Annotated in this window: 16 protein-coding genes; 9 read left to right on the forward strand and 7 right to left on the reverse strand. The window is 40.5% G+C overall.

The annotated features are described in order from the left end of the window. Positions 1-582: 582 nt before the first annotated feature. From nrdA to SJY28_RS08660, 3 genes are all read right to left on the reverse strand, one after another. A complete protein-coding gene (nrdA, locus tag SJY28_RS08650; protein ID WP_379544124.1) occupies positions 583-2,859 on the reverse strand; it encodes a class 1a ribonucleoside-diphosphate reductase subunit alpha in 2,277 nt (758 codons plus the stop codon). 502 nt (positions 2,860-3,361) lie between these two features. Then, positions 3,362-3,688, reverse strand: coding sequence for a DUF493 domain-containing protein (locus SJY28_RS08655; RefSeq protein WP_320158009.1), 327 nt, complete (start codon positions 3,686-3,688; stop codon positions 3,362-3,364). A gap of 503 nt (positions 3,689-4,191) precedes the next feature. Next, positions 4,192-5,151 carry a bestrophin family protein gene (locus SJY28_RS08660; protein WP_379544125.1) on the reverse strand — a complete coding sequence of 320 codons (960 nt, stop codon included), beginning with the start codon at positions 5,149-5,151 and terminating at the stop codon, positions 4,192-4,194. Between the two features lie 678 nt (positions 5,152-5,829). Here SJY28_RS08660 and SJY28_RS08665 point away from each other — a divergent pair. Next, on the forward strand, positions 5,830-7,329 hold the full coding sequence (locus SJY28_RS08665; protein ID WP_379544126.1) for a SulP family inorganic anion transporter: 1,500 nt from the start codon (positions 5,830-5,832) through the stop codon (positions 7,327-7,329). A gap of 272 nt (positions 7,330-7,601) precedes the next feature. On the opposite strand, the gene SJY28_RS08670 is transcribed toward SJY28_RS08665, so the two are convergent. The 4 genes from SJY28_RS08670 to SJY28_RS08685 form a co-directional block, all read right to left on the reverse strand. Beyond that, the gene (locus SJY28_RS08670) at positions 7,602-7,910 is read right to left on the reverse strand and encodes a helix-turn-helix transcriptional regulator (RefSeq protein WP_101204781.1); all 309 of its coding nucleotides are present in this window, start codon (positions 7,908-7,910) and stop codon (positions 7,602-7,604) included. Positions 7,911-8,453: 543 nt separating this feature from the next. Continuing rightward, entirely contained in the window at positions 8,454-8,969 is a 516-nt protein-coding gene (locus tag SJY28_RS08675; RefSeq protein ID WP_379544127.1) for a DUF2798 domain-containing protein, read from the reverse strand. Between the two features lie 30 nt (positions 8,970-8,999). Continuing rightward, positions 9,000-9,794 carry a siderophore-interacting protein gene (locus SJY28_RS08680; protein WP_379544128.1) on the reverse strand — a complete coding sequence of 265 codons (795 nt, stop codon included), beginning with the start codon at positions 9,792-9,794 and terminating at the stop codon, positions 9,000-9,002. 16 nt (positions 9,795-9,810) lie between these two features. After that, the gene (locus SJY28_RS08685) at positions 9,811-10,254 is read right to left on the reverse strand and encodes a MarR family winged helix-turn-helix transcriptional regulator (RefSeq protein WP_379544129.1); all 444 of its coding nucleotides are present in this window, start codon (positions 10,252-10,254) and stop codon (positions 9,811-9,813) included. Between the two features lie 916 nt (positions 10,255-11,170). Here SJY28_RS08685 and SJY28_RS08690 point away from each other — a divergent pair. The 8 genes from SJY28_RS08690 to SJY28_RS08725 all read left to right on the forward strand — a co-directional run bounded on the left by SJY28_RS08690 (position 11,171) and on the right by SJY28_RS08725 (position 17,045). Then, positions 11,171-12,076, forward strand: a complete 906-nt coding sequence (locus SJY28_RS08690; RefSeq protein WP_379544130.1) for a hypothetical protein — start codon at positions 11,171-11,173, stop codon at positions 12,074-12,076. Between the two features lie 242 nt (positions 12,077-12,318). Continuing rightward, positions 12,319-12,552, forward strand: a complete 234-nt coding sequence (locus tag SJY28_RS08695; protein WP_379544131.1) for a helix-turn-helix transcriptional regulator — start codon at positions 12,319-12,321, stop codon at positions 12,550-12,552. Positions 12,553-12,554: 2 nt separating this feature from the next. After that, on the forward strand, positions 12,555-12,830 hold the full coding sequence (locus SJY28_RS08700; protein WP_379544132.1) for a hypothetical protein: 276 nt from the start codon (positions 12,555-12,557) through the stop codon (positions 12,828-12,830). Then, a complete protein-coding gene (locus SJY28_RS08705) occupies positions 12,823-13,275 on the forward strand; it encodes a hypothetical protein (protein ID WP_379544133.1) in 453 nt (150 codons plus the stop codon). The genes SJY28_RS08700 and SJY28_RS08705 overlap by 8 nt, the downstream gene beginning before the upstream one ends. Before the next feature lie 2 nt (positions 13,276-13,277). Then, positions 13,278-13,862 (forward strand): hypothetical protein, encoded by a 585-nt coding sequence (locus tag SJY28_RS08710; RefSeq protein WP_379544134.1) that lies wholly within the window; start codon positions 13,278-13,280, stop codon positions 13,860-13,862. A gap of 180 nt (positions 13,863-14,042) precedes the next feature. Continuing rightward, positions 14,043-14,843 (forward strand): YdaU family protein, encoded by an 801-nt coding sequence (locus tag SJY28_RS08715; RefSeq protein ID WP_379544135.1) that lies wholly within the window; start codon positions 14,043-14,045, stop codon positions 14,841-14,843. Then, positions 14,830-15,678, forward strand: coding sequence for an ATP-binding protein (locus SJY28_RS08720; protein ID WP_379544136.1), 849 nt, complete (start codon positions 14,830-14,832; stop codon positions 15,676-15,678). Before SJY28_RS08715 ends, SJY28_RS08720 begins: the two co-directional genes overlap by 14 nt. Next, positions 15,675-17,045, forward strand: a complete 1,371-nt coding sequence (locus tag SJY28_RS08725; RefSeq protein WP_379544137.1) for a replicative DNA helicase — start codon at positions 15,675-15,677, stop codon at positions 17,043-17,045. Before SJY28_RS08720 ends, SJY28_RS08725 begins: the two co-directional genes overlap by 4 nt. Positions 17,046-17,208: the final 163 nt, after the last annotated feature.

Below are 17,208 nucleotides of genomic sequence, written 5' to 3' on the forward strand. Positions count from 1 at the left end.
TATTTTCGGAAGTCCGCTTAGTATCAGCAGTTAAAACCTTCGAAAAATAATGTATACCTAGTAAAAAATATACTGTAGAAATGAGAATACCGAATATGCACATCGGTATAAGAAAGTTAGGTTCATTGCTATGTAAAAAAAGCTTTATGGATTTAAGATTCGGAGGAATTACTGTAGTTAAAATAGTTGCAATAATTCCAGTAGTAGCTAGTAAATATGAAACCTTACTTTCACAGTTACTAATGAACCCAATAATTCTTTCTAGATTCTTTTCTAGTATATCTGAAGTAATCTCACTATTATTCATGCTCTTTTCAACCCATAAAGACTATGCCATATGTAATTCTAAAAGCTTTAACCGATAACTGTTTCGAAAATATAGTTCAATCCCCGAAAGGAACTAATCTACTGTTGTGACTATTCAAATTCGAAGACTTATTTAGGAGATATATCGAAGCTATATGCACCCATTTGATCTCCTTTTCAGTGGACAGTCAAGATACAAGCGACTGACGGACTCAGCTCTAAAAGCCAAACCCGCCATCCATCAGAAATTCTATTTAAAGAGCTTTTCTTGCAAACCTAGATCTTACAAGCACCGCCAGCACAATCATCTTCCATATCCGCTTGGGCATCGTTCGCACCATCACGAGTGTTATGGTAGTACAACGTCTTCACACCCATTTTATAAGCGTTTAGCAAGTCTTTTAGCAATATCTTCATCGGTACACGGCCACCAGCATAACGAACTGGATCGTAGTTGGTATTGGCAGAGATACTTTGATCGACGAACTTCTGCATGATAGCGACCAGCTTTAGGTAACCGTCATTGTTTGGCATTTGCCATAGTAGCTCGTACTGATCTTTTAGCTTATCAATCTCAGGTACGACTTGCTTTAAGATGCCATCTTTTGAGGCTTTAATAGAGACCAGACCACGTGGTGGCTCGATACCGTTGGTCGCGTTAGCGATCTGACTTGAGGTCTCAGACGGCATCAAGGCGGTTAGGGTAGAGTTGCGTAGACCGTGCTCAGTGATCTCGCCACGTAGCGTTTCCCAATCGAGATGTAGCGGTTCTTGGCAGATTTTATCCAAGTCGGCTTTGTACGTATCAATCGGTAAGATACCTTGTGAGTACGTGGTCTCATTGAACGCAGGGCACGCGCCTTGCTCTTTTGCCAATTTGTTTGACGCTTTTAAGAGATAGAATTGCAATGCTTCAAACGTTTGATGGGTCAGACCAAGCGCGCTGTCATCAGAGTAGCGTGCGCCATTCTTAGCTAAGTAGTAAGCATAGTTGATTACGCCCACACCTAGCGTACGGCGACGCATGCTGCCGTTTTGAGCCGCTTTGACTGGATAGTCTTGATAGTCGAGCAGGGCATCAAGCGCACGGACGATTAGCTCAGCTGGCTCTTCGATATCGCTGACGTTTTCGACTTTACCCAAGTTGACTGCTGATAACGTACAAAGGGCGATTTCGCCTTCTTCGTCATTGATGTTATCAAGTGGCTTGGTCGGTAGTGCGATTTCCATACATAGGTTTGACTGGCGAATCGGCGCAACCGTCGAGTCAAATGGGCTATGCGTGTTGCAATGATCGACGTTTTGGATATAGATACGACCCGTACTGGCGCGCTCTTGCATCATTAGGCTGAACAAATCGGCAGCTGGGATCTGACGGCTACGCACGTTAGGATCATTTTCGTACTTAGTATATAACTCTTCGAATTTGTCTTGATCTTCAAAGAATGCATCATACAGGCCTGGTGTGTCACCTGGTGAGAATAGCGAGATGTCTTGGCCTTTGATTAGGCGCGTGTACATTGTCTTGTTTAACTGTACGCCGTAATCCATATGACGGACACGGTTGTCTTCGACGCCGCGGTTGTTTTTTAGTACCAGTAATGACTCAACTTCTAAATGCCATAGTGGGTAGAATAGAGTCGCAGCACCGCCACGTACGCCACCTTGTGAGCAGCATTTAACCGCCGTTTGGAACAGTTTGTAGAATGGGATACAGCCAGTATGCTGCGCTTCGCCGCCACGGATAGGGCTACCAAGGGCGCGGATACGACCCGCGTTGATACCGATACCAGCACGCTGTGACACATAGCGTACGATGGCGCTGGTGGTCGCGTTGATAGAGTCTAGGCTATCACCACATTCGATCAATACGCACGAGCTAAACTGACGCGATGGCGTACGCACACCTGACATGATAGGCGTTGGTAGTGAGATTTTGAATTCTGAGGTCGCATCATAGAAGCGTTTGACGAAATCAAGACGATCTGACTTGTCGTATTGGCTAAACAGACACATACCGACAAGCATATACAAGAACTGCGGGCTTTCATAGACAGTTTTGCTCACACGATCCTGTACCAGATATTTGCCAGCCATTTGCTCAACAGCAGCATAAGCAAGATTCATATCGCGCCAGTGATCCAGATATTCTTCTAGCTCATCAAATTCAGCACGGCTATAGTCAGCTAGGATGTGCTGATCGTATTTTCCCGCATCAGTTAAAGTTTTGACATGGTCATATAGATGCGGCGGGGTGAATTTGTTATAAGCAATCTTACGTAGGTGGAAGATAGCCAAACGCGCAGCCAGATATTGATAGTCAGGCGTGGTTTCAGAGATTAGGTCGGCGGCAGACTTGATGATGGTTTCGTGAATGTCACGAGTCTTGATACCTTCATAAAACTGAATGTGCGACTTTAGCTCAACTTGAGACACAGACACGTTGTCCAAGCCGTGAGCTGCCCACGCTATTACCTTGTGGATTTTGTCTAAATCAATAGGCTCTAAACGTCCATCACGTTTGGTTACTTGGATTTTGTCAATATGTGTCATGCTGGCCTCTATTTTGATTGCTTATTGTGATGTTGCGCGCTGAATCAGCGGCAGACATTCTTTATAACGCTATTATGTGGGGTTGTGCTAGCTGGTTTTTTTGGGCAAAAAGCTACCACTACTCATAGTGACGGTTAAAATCACTGAGTACTACATATAGCGTGTTTGTTAATTGGTAGGCACAATATAGCGGGAAAATTTTGAAAATACTATATTGATTTTAGAATAAAACTATGTTGCTACAAGGTTGTAGGCAGTCCAAATTTTGGCAAAGGACGATGGGATAAGGGTTAGACGCAAATGCGGTCAATAATAAAATTTTTGTAAAAATATCGTGAGTTTTATTTTTCATTCTCTCGGTTATTGTCGACTGATAATGGGAGTCATAGCGGCAATAATGCGGGCGCAGATTGTACATCAAACCACAAAAAATCGCCACCCATAACTTATTACTAGCGAGTGACGATTTGGACTAAAAAGGCGTTAAAGTTTTCTATGCGACTTATAAAACAATACGAACCGTTTTTGCATTATCAAGTGAGGCATAAAGCGCATTCACTTGCTCAGCAGCGGTTAGGTACAAATTGACCCGTGCCGAGTGAAAACGACCTGTTTTAGACGGCTTAACTTCGATAGACGCCAAATCAAAATCAGGGAATTGGCTACCCAAAATTAGCTTCACTTCATTAAGCAAGCTCTCACGCTCGCCTTCATGACCGATGATGCTTAGTGGGTAGTTCATCGGGAACTCCCAAAGCTCTGGGTTTTGAATATCGGTCTTTTTGCCTACCAATGCGCCTTTATTTGGCGTCAGGTCAGTGACTTTAATTGATGGCTGATTGCTGGTTGGGTTATTTGCGCTGTTGTCGTTGTTGTCTTTTGAATCATCACTCATGATATGAGCCTCGCTTATATAGGTAAATAGGAAAAAGTTAATCAGTCATTAGCGGTAAATAAGTAAGTAACATTAAGTCATACGAAAATCGCTGCTATAGACATTCAATTAGTCAGACATCTGCTCAAATCATGCCAAAAGCATAACGCCAAAATCTGAGACAGGCTCAGTGTAGACATTAGTGGCATTTAAATCAGTCAAGCTATAGTCGATTCAATTTAAAAGTAGTACAAGGCAACCGAGTGTAGATATATATTTGATACTTAAAGCGAGGTTAACGCTGTCATACTTCTATAGTGGAATGGCTATATTAGGCAGAGAATATATGCACTGTTTATAGTGGTCTATGAGCGATTATTCAAGTGAAGTCTGTATTTAGTTAGGTTTATCGCGAAACAGTAGGTGAATTAGCTTTTGTTAATAGCTATTAATAAAAACTACTGCAAATAGCCATTGATAGGAGTGATATCAGGCGGAATATCCGTCTCTCCCAATGCCTCTCGTAGATTAATCTCAATAGTGCGTGATAACGCAGTTAGAGGTAACTGGTTAGCGGCCAAGCCAAAAGGCTCTTCTAATTCTTCACTAAGCGCATCCAAACCAAAAAAAGTATAAGCAATCACCGCACAGATCAACGGGGTCGCCCAACCGAGTGAGGCCACCAAGCCAAAAGGCAACATAATGCAATACAAATAGGTGGTGCGATGTACCAGTAGCATATAAGCAAAGGGCAGTGGGGTGTTATGAATACGCTCGCAAGCTGCCAGTACAATTGTCATAGAGGTCAGGCGCTCGTCCATGTTTTGTATGACTTGCTCCGATACCAGTCCTCGACGCCGAATATCGCCTAGCTGCTTACCCATCAGGCGCATTATATAATCAGGCACGTTTTTCGCTTGGCGCATACGGTCATGATGTATCGCTGCGACAAAAGGCTCGATATCCGCCCAAGGTGGCGTACCACGCAATCGATGACGCACCGCATGGGCAAACGCAATAGTCAGATATACCATCGTTCGCTGAGTATCGCGTCCAGTCGCGTTGTTATCCTCGCCATCCTCTATGGCAGTCGCATCGTCATCATCTATAAAGGATAGTACTTGGCGCGTTAAGCTACGAGAGTCATATACCAGCTGACCCCACAGTCCGCGCGCTTCCCACCAACGTTGATAACTGGCATTGTTCCGAAATCCAAGAAACAACGATAACGCAATTCCTAGCAAGGTAAACGTTGCCATACCATAATAAGGAAACGAGTCAGGAAGCCAGTGCTGAATAATCGTGACAAGCGTACTAAGAATAGTAATCAGCAAAATTTGCGGATAGATTTTTGGAATGATTGATCCACGCAGGGTGAAAAATATCTTAAGGGCATTGGGTGTTTGCCGGACAATCATGTCAGTTTCCTAGCGATGGGGTATATGGAGACACTATTCAATGTCTCGTGTGATTCTAATATAGAATCGAGATCTGTAAAGCCCAAAAGACTATAAATTTATTCAAACTAAAGAGTAGGGTGATTACTTAAGCTTGATAATTGAGATAGCTATAGGAGTTAAATCCTCGCCAAAAGGGCGATGTTTTTATTAATCTACCTTATGTATGTTAAAATGACGCGAAATATTCCTTCTTAACTCTATAAAAGCTGTCACCACAAAGATGAATACGCCACCCTAGCTGTACCCCTCCTCAGTAATGATTGCTTCCTATAGCAATTACTCTCATAAAGCGTCTAACGCTTTTTCTTGTGCGCACGCACTGCTTTAACGTTTGTATCACTATTCGATATATCTAGTGGATCATAAACATTACTCTATTAAAAGTACGTTATGACGATAACTCGCTGACTATAATCGTTCGCATTTTTGTATTTGTCATTTGATAGGCAATGGGCAAAGTACCTAGATAGAGATGTGCCTATATAGCAAAGGATCTAAATAAAGATGTGTCAGACTTTTCATGTGAGCTGATTCTTAACTACTTTTTAGATGCTTTCCAATTAGATGTTTTCTAAATAATGATTAGATACCTCGTTTATTGACAGACTACAGCAGTTCCCCAAAACTGAGTTAAATATGTTAAATACAATTAAAGAGCATTGGCTATCCAATGCGCGCGGCGATGTCTTGGCTGGCATGGTCGTCGCTTTGGCGCTTATTCCTGAAGCGATTGCGTTTTCTATCATTGCCGGTGTCGATCCCCAAGTAGGGCTTTATGCCTCGTTTTGTATCGCGGTAGTGATTGCGTTTGTCGGTGGTCGTCCAGCGATGATTTCGGCGGCGACGGGTGCGATGGCGTTACTAATGGTGACACTGGTCAAGGATTATGGCTTGCAGTATTTGTTGGCAGCCAGTGTGCTGACAGGTGTTATACAGATTATCTTTGGCTTCTTAAAGCTGGGGAATTTGATGAAATATGTGTCGCAATCTGTGGTACTGGGCTTTATCAATGCCTTGGCTATTTTGATTTTTATGTCGCAGGTTCCTGAGCTGATGCCGCAGGCAGGTTCAAACCTAGTACACGTATACGCTCTTGTGGCGCTAGGTCTAGTTATTATCTATGGCTATCCATATATTCCAAAGATCGGTAAAGTGATTCCATCGCCATTGGTCAGTATCGTACTAGTGACGGCTATAGCCATCTTATTAGGTGCAGAGGCTCGAACCATCAATGATATGGGTCAGCTGCCTGACACTCTGCCGGTGTTTTTGATACCTGATATCCCGTTGAACTTAGATACGTTAATCATTATTTTTCCGTATTCTATTAGTCTGGCGATAGTGGGCTTACTTGAGTCTATGATGACCATGACGATCGTAGATGATTTGACTGATACCAAAGGCGACCGTACGCAAGAGTGCAAAGGCCAAGGTATTGCCAATGTAGTTAGTAGCTTTTTTGGCGGGATGGCAGGCTGTGCGATGATTGGACAGTCTATCATCAACGTCAAATCAGGCGGCTATACGCGTCTTTCTACCTTGGTAGCAGGCGTGTTTTTATTATTGATGGTAGTGTTCTTAAGCGATTGGCTAAAGATTATCCCAATGGCCGCATTGGTCGCTGTGATGATTATGGTGTCTATCGGTACTTTTAACTGGGGTTCGTTTAAGGAGCTAAAAACCAAGCCGCTGCAAAGTAATGTGGTCATGATTACGACCGTCGCTGTGGTGGTCGCAACGCATAACTTGGCCTATGGCGTATTGATTGGTGTATTGCTGTCAGCACTGTTCTTTGCCAATAAAATTGAGCGCTATATGAGTGTGCATAGCCACATGGATGAAGCAGCGCAAACGCGTTATTATCGAGTTGATGGGCAGGTATTTTTCTCATCAGCAGAACGTATGATCGATTCCTTTGATATTAAAGAGTCTGTCTCTAACGTGGTCATTGACGTGTCGCGCGCGCATTTTTGGGACGTGACAGCAGTCGCCGCCATAGATAAAGTGATTATTAAATTTCGCCGTGAAGGCACTAAGGTAGAGCTAATCGGTTTGAACGAGGCTAGCCAAGCGATGATAGATAATTTCGGTGTGCATGATAAGCCAGATGCTGAGCAAAGCTTAGGCGCGCATTAAATTAGCTACGTATTAATAGTGTCATATTGATAAATATTATAAAGCTGAGTGTATCTCGGCTTTTTTTGTGAAAATTAAAAACTGATTAGAAGACTATATTCTTTTATGAATAAATATTTTACAAGCTAATAGGATGGCAGAAGAGAAGGGATAGCTAGAAGGGAAGAAGTAACTGGTTTGGATGATGCGGTATGGAGATAGTTAATCGTTATATTGAAATATCTAGATGTTTTGTAACAAAGAAAAATAGCTCTAAAGATTATGAGAAATTTTTAAAGCTTCAACAGCTCTTTTTCAACTTCATTGAGAAATGCTTCGATGTTAGCTTCATGACGCTGATAAAACGTCCATTGTCCATGGCGTTCGGACGTAACCAATCCTGCTTTTTTTAACACACCCATATAGTTTGAAATGGTTGATTGCGACAATCCAGCTTTTTCTTGAATGTAGCTGACGCATACACCATCCAGATTAGCATGCTCTGGTAATGACGCTGGAAAGTTCGACCTGTCCTTCAACCACTTTATGATTTGACGACGCATGGGGTTGTTAAGTGCAGATATTATGTTTTCTGTATTCATAAAATGTGTGATATCGATACCTAGTTAATAATCAACAACTGTCAGAGTGGAACATTAGATTTTTAGTTTACTCATTATGGGTATAAACACTAAAGCGGAGTAGTGTTTATTTACCGCCAATGTGCCAACCATATACAAATAAACGGCTACTAGTAGGATACAGCTTATAACTAGCGTTTATATTCTGACTATACGTTTCTATAACAGTAGAGTATACAGCCAAAACTAGATCAATTATGACAGTTGTACTGTCTAGTCATCGGAATATTGTCGAATAGTAACAATATATGATGGACAAAAAAAGACTGTTTTAAATCGAACTTAACACTAAACGTTGTTACGACTGACTTATTAAATACACGTTAGTTCTTTGCAAAACCAACAGTAAAATAGTATTAGAAAGCTTCTGACATGACAAGGGCGTATTGAATATTCAACACGCCCTTAATGCTTTATATTCTTAAATCTTATTAAGCTTTTTTATTAATTTAGTTAGCATCGCGGCAGAGTGCCAGGAAGCTTAATAAACATAGTCGTGATATTTTAGCTTTTTAGAAATGCCTCAATTTTTGGTTTGATAGTCATAGAGACAATGACCATTAACGTCAATCCTACTGGTAATGCAACTAGAAACCCTTCTAACCAACCGTTCAAAAATGCTGTTTGATTGGCAAAACCAATCGTCTTTGAGGCAGTACTAAAGGCCAACATAGACTCCATTATACAAGCCATCAATATACCTGTGATGAGATTTCGCTTGTACGCTTTGGTATTAGGTAGCTTATGATTAACAAATTTTGTGACCAGTCCCATCAGTAAGAAGCCAATCGGCATGATCGCATACGCTGCAAGTAGCGCTCTAGACCAGTCTATAAAAAATGTATCGGAATATCCGACATTCATATAGGTCATCACACCTGTTAAGAGACCACCTATGACAGTCATTAAGACAAGGATTAATAACACTTTGTAGAGCAACGGTGTTTTTTTAGTGCCATCATTCTTAGCGCCACTATTTTTATTGCCATCAATGAGCAAGGTCTCGGTATTTGCCGGCATCGTTATTTTCCTATCATAAAGAGCGTTTAATTAGTCGGTGTTTTTTTCTGCTTGTCGATCGCTTACAGATTGATCTTCTGCAACACCTGCTTTCCAGTAAGAAAAGGCATATAGCTCATCCTTAGACCACTGTTGCTCAACCTTTAGGTAATGGCGTAGGGCTTTGACAGATGAGAATTCGCTAGCGATATAAGCAAAACGGCTCTGCTCTGCAGTTGGCAAATCAAGAGATTTTACTGTATTGATTAATTGACTGCCTTGCGTTGGATCTGGGTTATGTAACCATGTCATGGTGATATTGGCTGCTGTCGACAACTCTTGTTCATCTTCTGTACCGTGCACTTCGATGATGCATTGACCAGTCGCACTGGCAGGCAAGCTTTCTAATATTGAGCCGAGCACTGGTATCGCTGTGGCATCGCCAATCAGTAGAAAATTATCTGCATCAGGACAAAGGGCTTTGGTTTTAGGCTTCATTAAGATACCAATCTCGTCGCCAACCTCAGCATGATTGGCCCAGCCTGAAGCGGGCGCCTCGTCACCATGAGCGACAAAATCAATCCAGATCTGTTGTTTTGCTACATCGGCGCCGCGATGAGTATAAGTGCGAACAACGAATGTAGTATTGTCATTTAGGTCAATTGGCTGGGCTTTATCGACGGGAATAAGCACTTTATTGTTTGCGCCAACTGTCATGGTCGCGATATTGGCAATAGTATCTGCTTGGCCTGTGAGGTATATACGGATGTAGTGCGGAGTAATCATTTGCTTGTGAGCAACGGTCATGATTTCGCGTACTGGTTTTTGATTTATTGTGTCATTCATACGGATCTGTCCTTACTTATTTATCGGTAGTCTTGCTGGTGCTAACGTTGTCTATCATGGTGCGACTGACACGGAAAAATAACGCAAGCTCTACGAGGCTTAAATCTTTCGTTAATTGCTGTCTTGTCCATTCTTCTGCTGCATCAAGTTTCGTCATAACTTCTTCGCCTTTAGGGGTCAGCTGTAGTAATTGGCTACGACCATCAAGCGGGTTGTCTGTCTTTAATATTAGCTCAGCCGCCAATAGGTCATTTAAGGCACGAGTGATTTGCGCTTTGTCTCGCTGCATGTGTTTAGAGATCGATAGCGCAGTGCTATTTGGGTTATAACACACACCTTTTAACGTTCTGATATTGGTCACTGACAACTCAACACCTTGCTGGCGAATACCTTCTAGCAGCAAGTTGGTATAGGTATGCATCAATTGATGTAGTGTTTCGCTCAATGAATTGTTAGACATAAAAACTCTTTGATATAGTTGATAGAAGCAACTATATAGAATAAGGTTGATAGTGTCAACTATAAAGTGGTTCTTGAAGAATAGTCTGTGTCTATAATTAGATAATTTTTAATGAAAGAAGGTAGTAGAAGGTAAAGAAAATAGGGGTGTACATTGAACAAGGAGCGCTTGGGTTAAAGAGATCTATGACTAGGAGGCTATGCAATTATGGAGCTTTGTAATTAATAAACACAGTAATTAATAATTTCTAGAATTAAAAAGCAGGCACAAAAAAAGCTGAGATATACTCGGGATTGTTCTTTATATAAGTAGTTGATATTAATATGTATATGGGTTTCATTCTATAGAATGACCACCAATCTGACCACCATTTGATATTGTTTTTGAAGGACTGATAGTTATAAAAAAATGTAACGATAGGTAAGAGTGGTAGGAGTAATGCCTATTTGTACTGGTACTTGTTAGTCATTACTATCGTGAAATAGTAGTTACTTACTCCATGCCTTATGTCGCTCGCAATAGTTTGCATTATTTTTCTAAAAAAGCCCATGGGTTTTAGTACTTAAATTACATGTCACCTGTTACTGTGTAACTAACAAGAACTGACTATTACCAGACCGCTTTGACTCCTCTATTAGCTCATCGATTTTATCTAGTCGCTTCGCTTATACCGCATCTAATCAAGAACTATTAGAGAGAACTCAAATGTTATTAACAGTTATGCAAGGCTAGGAAGTCATTATCCGAACGATAGCTATTCACACCCTTAAGCTGTCACTACCTTGCACCTATTTTATTCCAAGGGTATTCGGGTGTAAAAATGCGGTATCTAGATTTATTCCAAACGTTAGAAAAATTAAAAGATATACCTCAGTCTTACCAGCCACAGAGAGTAGCTCAGCTGTCCGATGCATGTATGAATAAAAAAATCACACCTGTATTTCAATACAACGGTTATTCTTTAACCAATATATGTGGTATTGGAGAGAGTGCTGAGTACATAAATATCCCAATTACGGGGTATCTAACTCACGAGAATATATCAGACGTATTTAATTGGTCTAGTAAGAGAGAAAAAAAGAAAAAGTTCACCGATGCTATCATTTATGAATTAACTCAAGAAGAAGAGAATGCGCCCAAAGAAAAATTTGCACTAGCCAAAACAACATTCCATCATTTGAGACCTATAGGTAATGCCAAATCTTTTCACTTTGATGTGCAGGCACAATGGCACACTCGTTTGTATAGCTTATCTGATGAAAAAGATGCAGAAAGGATGAGGGATCTTGGTGGAGTGGAAATAAGTCAAAATGATTTATTGTTTCCTACTGAACAGGTGGAAGACTATATTAGTTCATTCATTTCTGATAATGAAGAGAGTTACCTTAACTTGTTAACTCTTGATGATTCAGCCATTAACGACAAAATTGAGCAACGAGAAAGAGAAGTACAGGTGCTAAAAGAGCAGAACGCACAGCTCACTGCTAACTACGATAACTTACAGGTTAGAATAGCCGATCTTGAAAGTCAGTTAAATTTAATCGACCAATCTCAAGCCAGCCCTCTAGAAGATTACTATAGAGATGTACCGCATCAAGCGTATAAAACAATAGACAGGGTAATGTATGCAATGACTAAGCTTACCCAATTTGACAACTCAAATCCTTATAGTCAAAACAAACCATCTTTGAATTCTAAAATTGCTACAATATTACAGAATGAAGGCTTGTCACTTGAATATCAAGCCATTGGTAAATGGTTATCAAGGGTTAACGATGTACAAAGTCCATTAAGCAACCCTATAAGCACTATCAAAAGTTAATTGTCACTATTGAGTCAAATCTCCACTCATAATCATTTTTCTAGAAACAGTCGCTTTAATAACCCTGTATTAAAAGGATTTATTCTGACCTGTTATTAATCGGATTTTACATTTTATAAACCAAGAATATTATCTACTGTAGATAACTTGATTTCTATAGTAGAACCTTGACAGTCTCATAACACCTAACATTGCTAACACTTAATAACGCCAATCAATGGCATTACCTAGGAGTTAGCAATATGCTGCAAATATTAGATAACCACCCAACCTCTAAAGAATTACATCCAAACGGCCAAACGCGAATTAAAGCTGCCGCCGCTATCATAGGTGTGCACCATCAAACATTACGCAGATGGTGGAAAGCTGACAAATTCCCTAAACCGACCGATATCCACGGCATTATGCTTTTTAGAAATGCTGACCTACTTACGTGGATTGCCAAGTCTCATAATACTTTCAGCGATGAGGCGTAACCATGATGACTATAATTCAAAAACCTATCAGATCTCACCACAAACTAGCTATTAAGCCGCTGGCAAGCAAACGCAACTCAATACTTAGTTTTATTAATTTTATATTATGGGTGGGTATCATAGGCTTACTACTCTTATTGGTTACTTGCGAACAGGTGCAGCCTATTATTCTTGCAAATGATGATAGCAGCGATGGTCATATAAGTTTTTCGAAGATTATTAGCAACCATATCAATAATCATCCAAAAAACCTATTAGGAGCTATTCATCATGTGTAAGTCAATTTGTACGGCCTTAAACTTTCAAATCATTAATGATGCTCAAGCCATTAGTATTAGTTTTTCTCTACTTAACCTTGATAATCTATCATTGCCAATGCAGTCATTAGCCAAGGCTAGGTATTACTTGTCTGTAATTCATGATGAGGTATTACATGCAGCTAGAGACAATATCCTTGATCGAAGTAAAGTTGGACAGTTTACCGCTAATTTGCAGGCTGAACTCGAACAAGCTCATTTGGAATTTCTTGGCTATGATAATGAGATTAAAGAATTGGCTGAGCTCCTACCTCAAATGGCAAAGCAGTTATATGACAGCTTTTATGCTCATAACGATTTAATATTTAGTCAGTTTCACAATTTGACTAAGCAAATGCACAGTATTCATGAACACTTAGAGAAAGTCTGTTTGCTCGCGCTATATCGTCAAGTGGAGGGTAAATAATCATGGACAATGACAATACCTCATTAAACCCAAAAATGCCCACATCAGCTATATTTACGGAAGGCGATATAGTCTTATGCCCAGCTGTAGGTAATGACGCTTATACATTAATCTATGACCATGATAATGGATCTCTAGGGTTTGTCTTTGACAATAGTGTTTATCACTATGGCAATGATGGAAAGGCAGACGGCTGCTACAGATCTATTACTGACTTATTTCACAACACGCTAGCTAACCGCCAAGCGATTGCTACGTTGTATCCTTGCGCGTCTACTACAACATCTTGTCAGCGTAATGTTATCGACCTAACTCTAGCTGGTGATGACGAGGTAATTTACATACCGTCACTTATGCTATCGGACATTGCGTGTGATATTTCTGGTGTCTGTCTTAATTTAGATAGTATCGGTCATTTGTTCTATCTCATTTATCAAAATAAGATTAATGCTGCACAGGCTAATGCTATGACACGTTTGGCTCATGATTCAGTAAATACGTGGAAAAAGATTCTCTGCAGTCAGCTTGATGACCTTAACCAAACGTTAAGTTATAGCGCCTTTGGTACAGTAGAGATTGCATTATGACAAATCTTCTCGCAGTTCGAACAAAGTTGCTCGCACGCCGAGCCGATCGCAAGAAAGAAGGATGGGGTCAACTTTCGATCCTTCAGAATCGTCTATTACAGCTTGAGAGTAATAATCTCATAAGCCTAAGTAAACTGTTGGGTAAGACGATGCATAAGTCTATAACTATAGGAGAGAGATATGATGCACTACTATAGCTTTAATATAGCAGACTATAAAAAGGATACAGAACATTTAACTCCTATCGAACATTACATTTATCGTTCATTGATTGACCGCTACTATTTAGATGAAAAACCAATATCACTTAAAACCCAGTTGATTATGCGTCGACTAAGTTTGCATAGTGCCGAGCATGAAAAGATGCTCAAAAACGTATTAGATGATTTCTTTGACGAGAGTAATAATGGTTTCTACCATAAGCGTATTGATGAGGAGCTTGAAAAATACCAAGCAAATTCTGCAAAGAATCGCATAAATGGAGCTAAAGGTGGTAGGCCACCTAAAAACAAACCCAAATTAACCCAGTCGGTTGCGAAGGAAAAGCCAGTGGCAAGCCAAATTAACCCTAACCAAGAACCATTAACAACTAACCAAGAACCATTAACTAATACTAACTGCGGTGGCGTAAAAGAGCTAAATATATCTTTTGAGATATTTTGGAAAACTTACTCTAAGTCTGCGGCTAAAAATAAGTGTGAGGCTAAATGGATTTCTCTAAGTAATAAAGTCCGTGATCAGATTATGCAGCATTTGCCAGCGTATGTTGCTTCAACACCAGTTAAAAAGTTTCGCAAAGATCCGTATACTTACTTGAATGGTAAAGGCTGGCTAGACGATATCATTGATAATACGCCATCTATTAATAAGAAGGCAACATCATACGGAAAGATGGACGTGAACGCGATATACGACGATCCAAACCATGATCCTCTCCAAGGACTGTTTCTCAAGCAAGGAGTAATTTGTGAAAGTCATTGAAGAACTATCTAGGATTGAGTTGGGAACAATGATTATTCGTGAATTGATGGCTGAGTGCGATATTCATCATAAGACAAAACATAGGGAGATTAATGGTCATATCGATTGCTGCCAATGTAGTGAAGATAAAAGCCAGTTAGCCAATACTAGACGGCTCGAAACTGATAAAGCTAGAATGAGAGTGGCGTTGGTAAATAAAATGAAATCAAAAGGTGTGAGCGCAAACATGGGTTGTTTCAGTGCTTGGCAGTACAATGAACCTAAAGCTGCTGAGCAGCACGCTAAGATTATTCAATTGCAGAAGTATAGTAAATCAGTTAATAGCTGCTCTCCTAACTTGGTGATTTTCGGACGAACAGGCGCTGGCAAGACTATGTTGGCTAATGCTGTAGCAATCAATCATTACTTAGAAGAAGAAAAATCTTTGCCTGATGAATTCAACAGCTATAACCAGCAAGATTTTTATGATCATACATGTGAGATGATTACGTCTTTTGATATTGCTGTACAAGCAAAGTTGCATTGGGGTAATTACCAAATGAGCGAGCATGACTATATTAAAGAGTTGGTAGCTAACAAACTGTTAATCATTGATGATTTGGGTGCGGGTGATGGATATATTAAAGACCGTGAGCGCATCGCTCAGATAGTCACACTTAGACATAAACGAGCCCCTACCATGATCACAACCAATATGGATATTAATGGTCTCCGTGAATACTTAGGTGACCGAGCGTGGGATAGGTTACAGCAGAACTTGTTGGTCATGTCGTGTGACTGGGAAAGTTATAGAGCTAAGACAGCTGATATTCGAATCGTGGGAGCTGCCGAATGAGAAGTAAGCAGAAAAAATACATCCAATCTGAGCAATCCGTTCTGAATCAACTGCTAGGCCGTGATGCAGTGTTTGATATAGTGAGTGATGTTATTATTGCTCACGATTTTAAAGCAGTGAGGCATCAGGTTATTTACCAGGCAATTAGTGATTTAGCGATGTCAGATAAGCCTTATGATGTAGTTATGGTGGCTGATCTACTTACTGAGCGTGGGCAATTGAATGAGACCTGTTGCCCAGAGTCCTACTTTGCTGTACTAGGAATGTTACCAGGCATTATGTTTAGTAGTTTACGTAGTCATGCTCAACTAATAAAAGGTCGGTCATTACGTAGGCAGTCTATAGCTCAGTTAAGATTTGGCATCCAAAAGCTTGAAGACGGTGACAGACAGACGATAGATATAAATAATGAGGTTATGAGCGCTATTGGCAATCTTGAGTCAAGCGATATTGTGAGTGACCAAGCCAGAGTTGGCGAAATGATGGGTAGTATGATTGAGCGTATTGCAGCGGCTAAAGATGGGGTAACTAACTTTATCCATACAGGTTTTCCTGAGCTTGATTATTTGATGATGATTGAGCCCGGTAATTTAGTTATTGTTGCCGCTCGCCCCTCAATGGGGAAGACTGCTAAGGTTATGAACTGGCTTTCATATATCGCGAAATACAGAGAGGGCGAAGCAGTATTTTTTAGTGTTGAGATGGTAGCTACTCAGGTCATGGATAGGCTGGCAAGTGCTGAGGCTGATATAAACCTTACTTCTATTAGGAAGGGTGATCTAAGTGCGGATGAATGGGGAAGGCTGCAGCGTTTTATTTCAGAACAGGATAATATGCGTTTAACAGTCGTTGAGAAAAAAGAGCTTACTATATCCGATATACGTACCCGATTAAATAAGATTAAGCGGGAAACAAGCGGTAAGATATCTGCTATTGGTATTGATTATCTGCAAATTATGGGAGGTCTTGATGGACAGTATAAAATTGATAATATCGGTGTGGTTACGCGCACATTAAAGACATTGGGGCAAGAATTTGACTGTCCTATATTTCTCCTCTCACAGTTGAGCCGTGAGGTTGAGAAGCGTCCTAATAAGCGTCCTATCATGTCAGACTTAAGGGATTCAGGAACATTAGAACAAGACGCAGATATAATTCTGATGATTTATCGCAACGACTACTACGAGCAAAAAGATAAGGGTGGGAGCGCCAAGCTCGATGGTATGGCAGATATTATATTGATAAAGAATAGGAACGGACCGACAGGTACTATTCGGTTGGCTTTTGAAGGAAAGTACAGTCGCTTTGTGAACGAGAAGCCTATAACCAATAATTTGGATGTAATACCGAACTATAGAGGCAGTTAATGACAATTAGCTGAGCAGTGATGATAGGGTTAATAAAAGTGTGACGAAAGCTTAAGGTGTCGGTTGATAAGCAATGTTATTCAAAATAGACATTGGGTTTGGTCTGTTAGTGTGTGAGACTGCAACTGATACTGCTTTCATCTGATATTCTGTGCTTAACTAG

Source organism: Psychrobacter sp. R86515 (assembly GCF_042466315.1).
GTDB lineage: Bacteria > Pseudomonadota > Gammaproteobacteria > Pseudomonadales > Moraxellaceae > Psychrobacter.

What these genes read in the sequence shown, in the direction of transcription:
- SJY28_RS08690 (WP_379544130.1), top strand. Translation starts at nt 11,171, where the DNA reads ATGAATAAAAAAATCACACCTGTATTTCAATACAACGGTTATTCTTTA.
- SJY28_RS08660 (WP_379544125.1), bottom strand. Translation starts at nt 5,151, where the DNA reads ATGATTGTCCGGCAAACACCCAATGCCCTTAAGATATTTTTCACCCTG.
- SJY28_RS08670 (WP_101204781.1), bottom strand. Translation starts at nt 7,910, where the DNA reads ATGAATACAGAAAACATAATATCTGCACTTAACAACCCCATGCGTCGT.
- SJY28_RS08680 (WP_379544128.1), bottom strand. Translation starts at nt 9,794, where the DNA reads ATGAATGACACAATAAATCAAAAACCAGTACGCGAAATCATGACCGTT.
- nrdA (WP_379544124.1), bottom strand. Translation starts at nt 2,859, where the DNA reads ATGACACATATTGACAAAATCCAAGTAACCAAACGTGATGGACGTTTA.
- SJY28_RS08715 (WP_379544135.1), top strand. Translation starts at nt 14,043, where the DNA reads ATGATGCACTACTATAGCTTTAATATAGCAGACTATAAAAAGGATACA.
- SJY28_RS08710 (WP_379544134.1), top strand. Translation starts at nt 13,278, where the DNA reads ATGGACAATGACAATACCTCATTAAACCCAAAAATGCCCACATCAGCT.
- SJY28_RS08685 (WP_379544129.1), bottom strand. Translation starts at nt 10,254, where the DNA reads ATGTCTAACAATTCATTGAGCGAAACACTACATCAATTGATGCATACC.
- SJY28_RS08705 (WP_379544133.1), top strand. Translation starts at nt 12,823, where the DNA reads ATGTGTAAGTCAATTTGTACGGCCTTAAACTTTCAAATCATTAATGAT.
- SJY28_RS08695 (WP_379544131.1), top strand. Translation starts at nt 12,319, where the DNA reads ATGCTGCAAATATTAGATAACCACCCAACCTCTAAAGAATTACATCCA.
- SJY28_RS08700 (WP_379544132.1), top strand. Translation starts at nt 12,555, where the DNA reads ATGATGACTATAATTCAAAAACCTATCAGATCTCACCACAAACTAGCT.
- SJY28_RS08725 (WP_379544137.1), top strand. Translation starts at nt 15,675, where the DNA reads ATGAGAAGTAAGCAGAAAAAATACATCCAATCTGAGCAATCCGTTCTG.
- SJY28_RS08675 (WP_379544127.1), bottom strand. Translation starts at nt 8,969, where the DNA reads ATGCCGGCAAATACCGAGACCTTGCTCATTGATGGCAATAAAAATAGT.
- SJY28_RS08665 (WP_379544126.1), top strand. Translation starts at nt 5,830, where the DNA reads ATGTTAAATACAATTAAAGAGCATTGGCTATCCAATGCGCGCGGCGAT.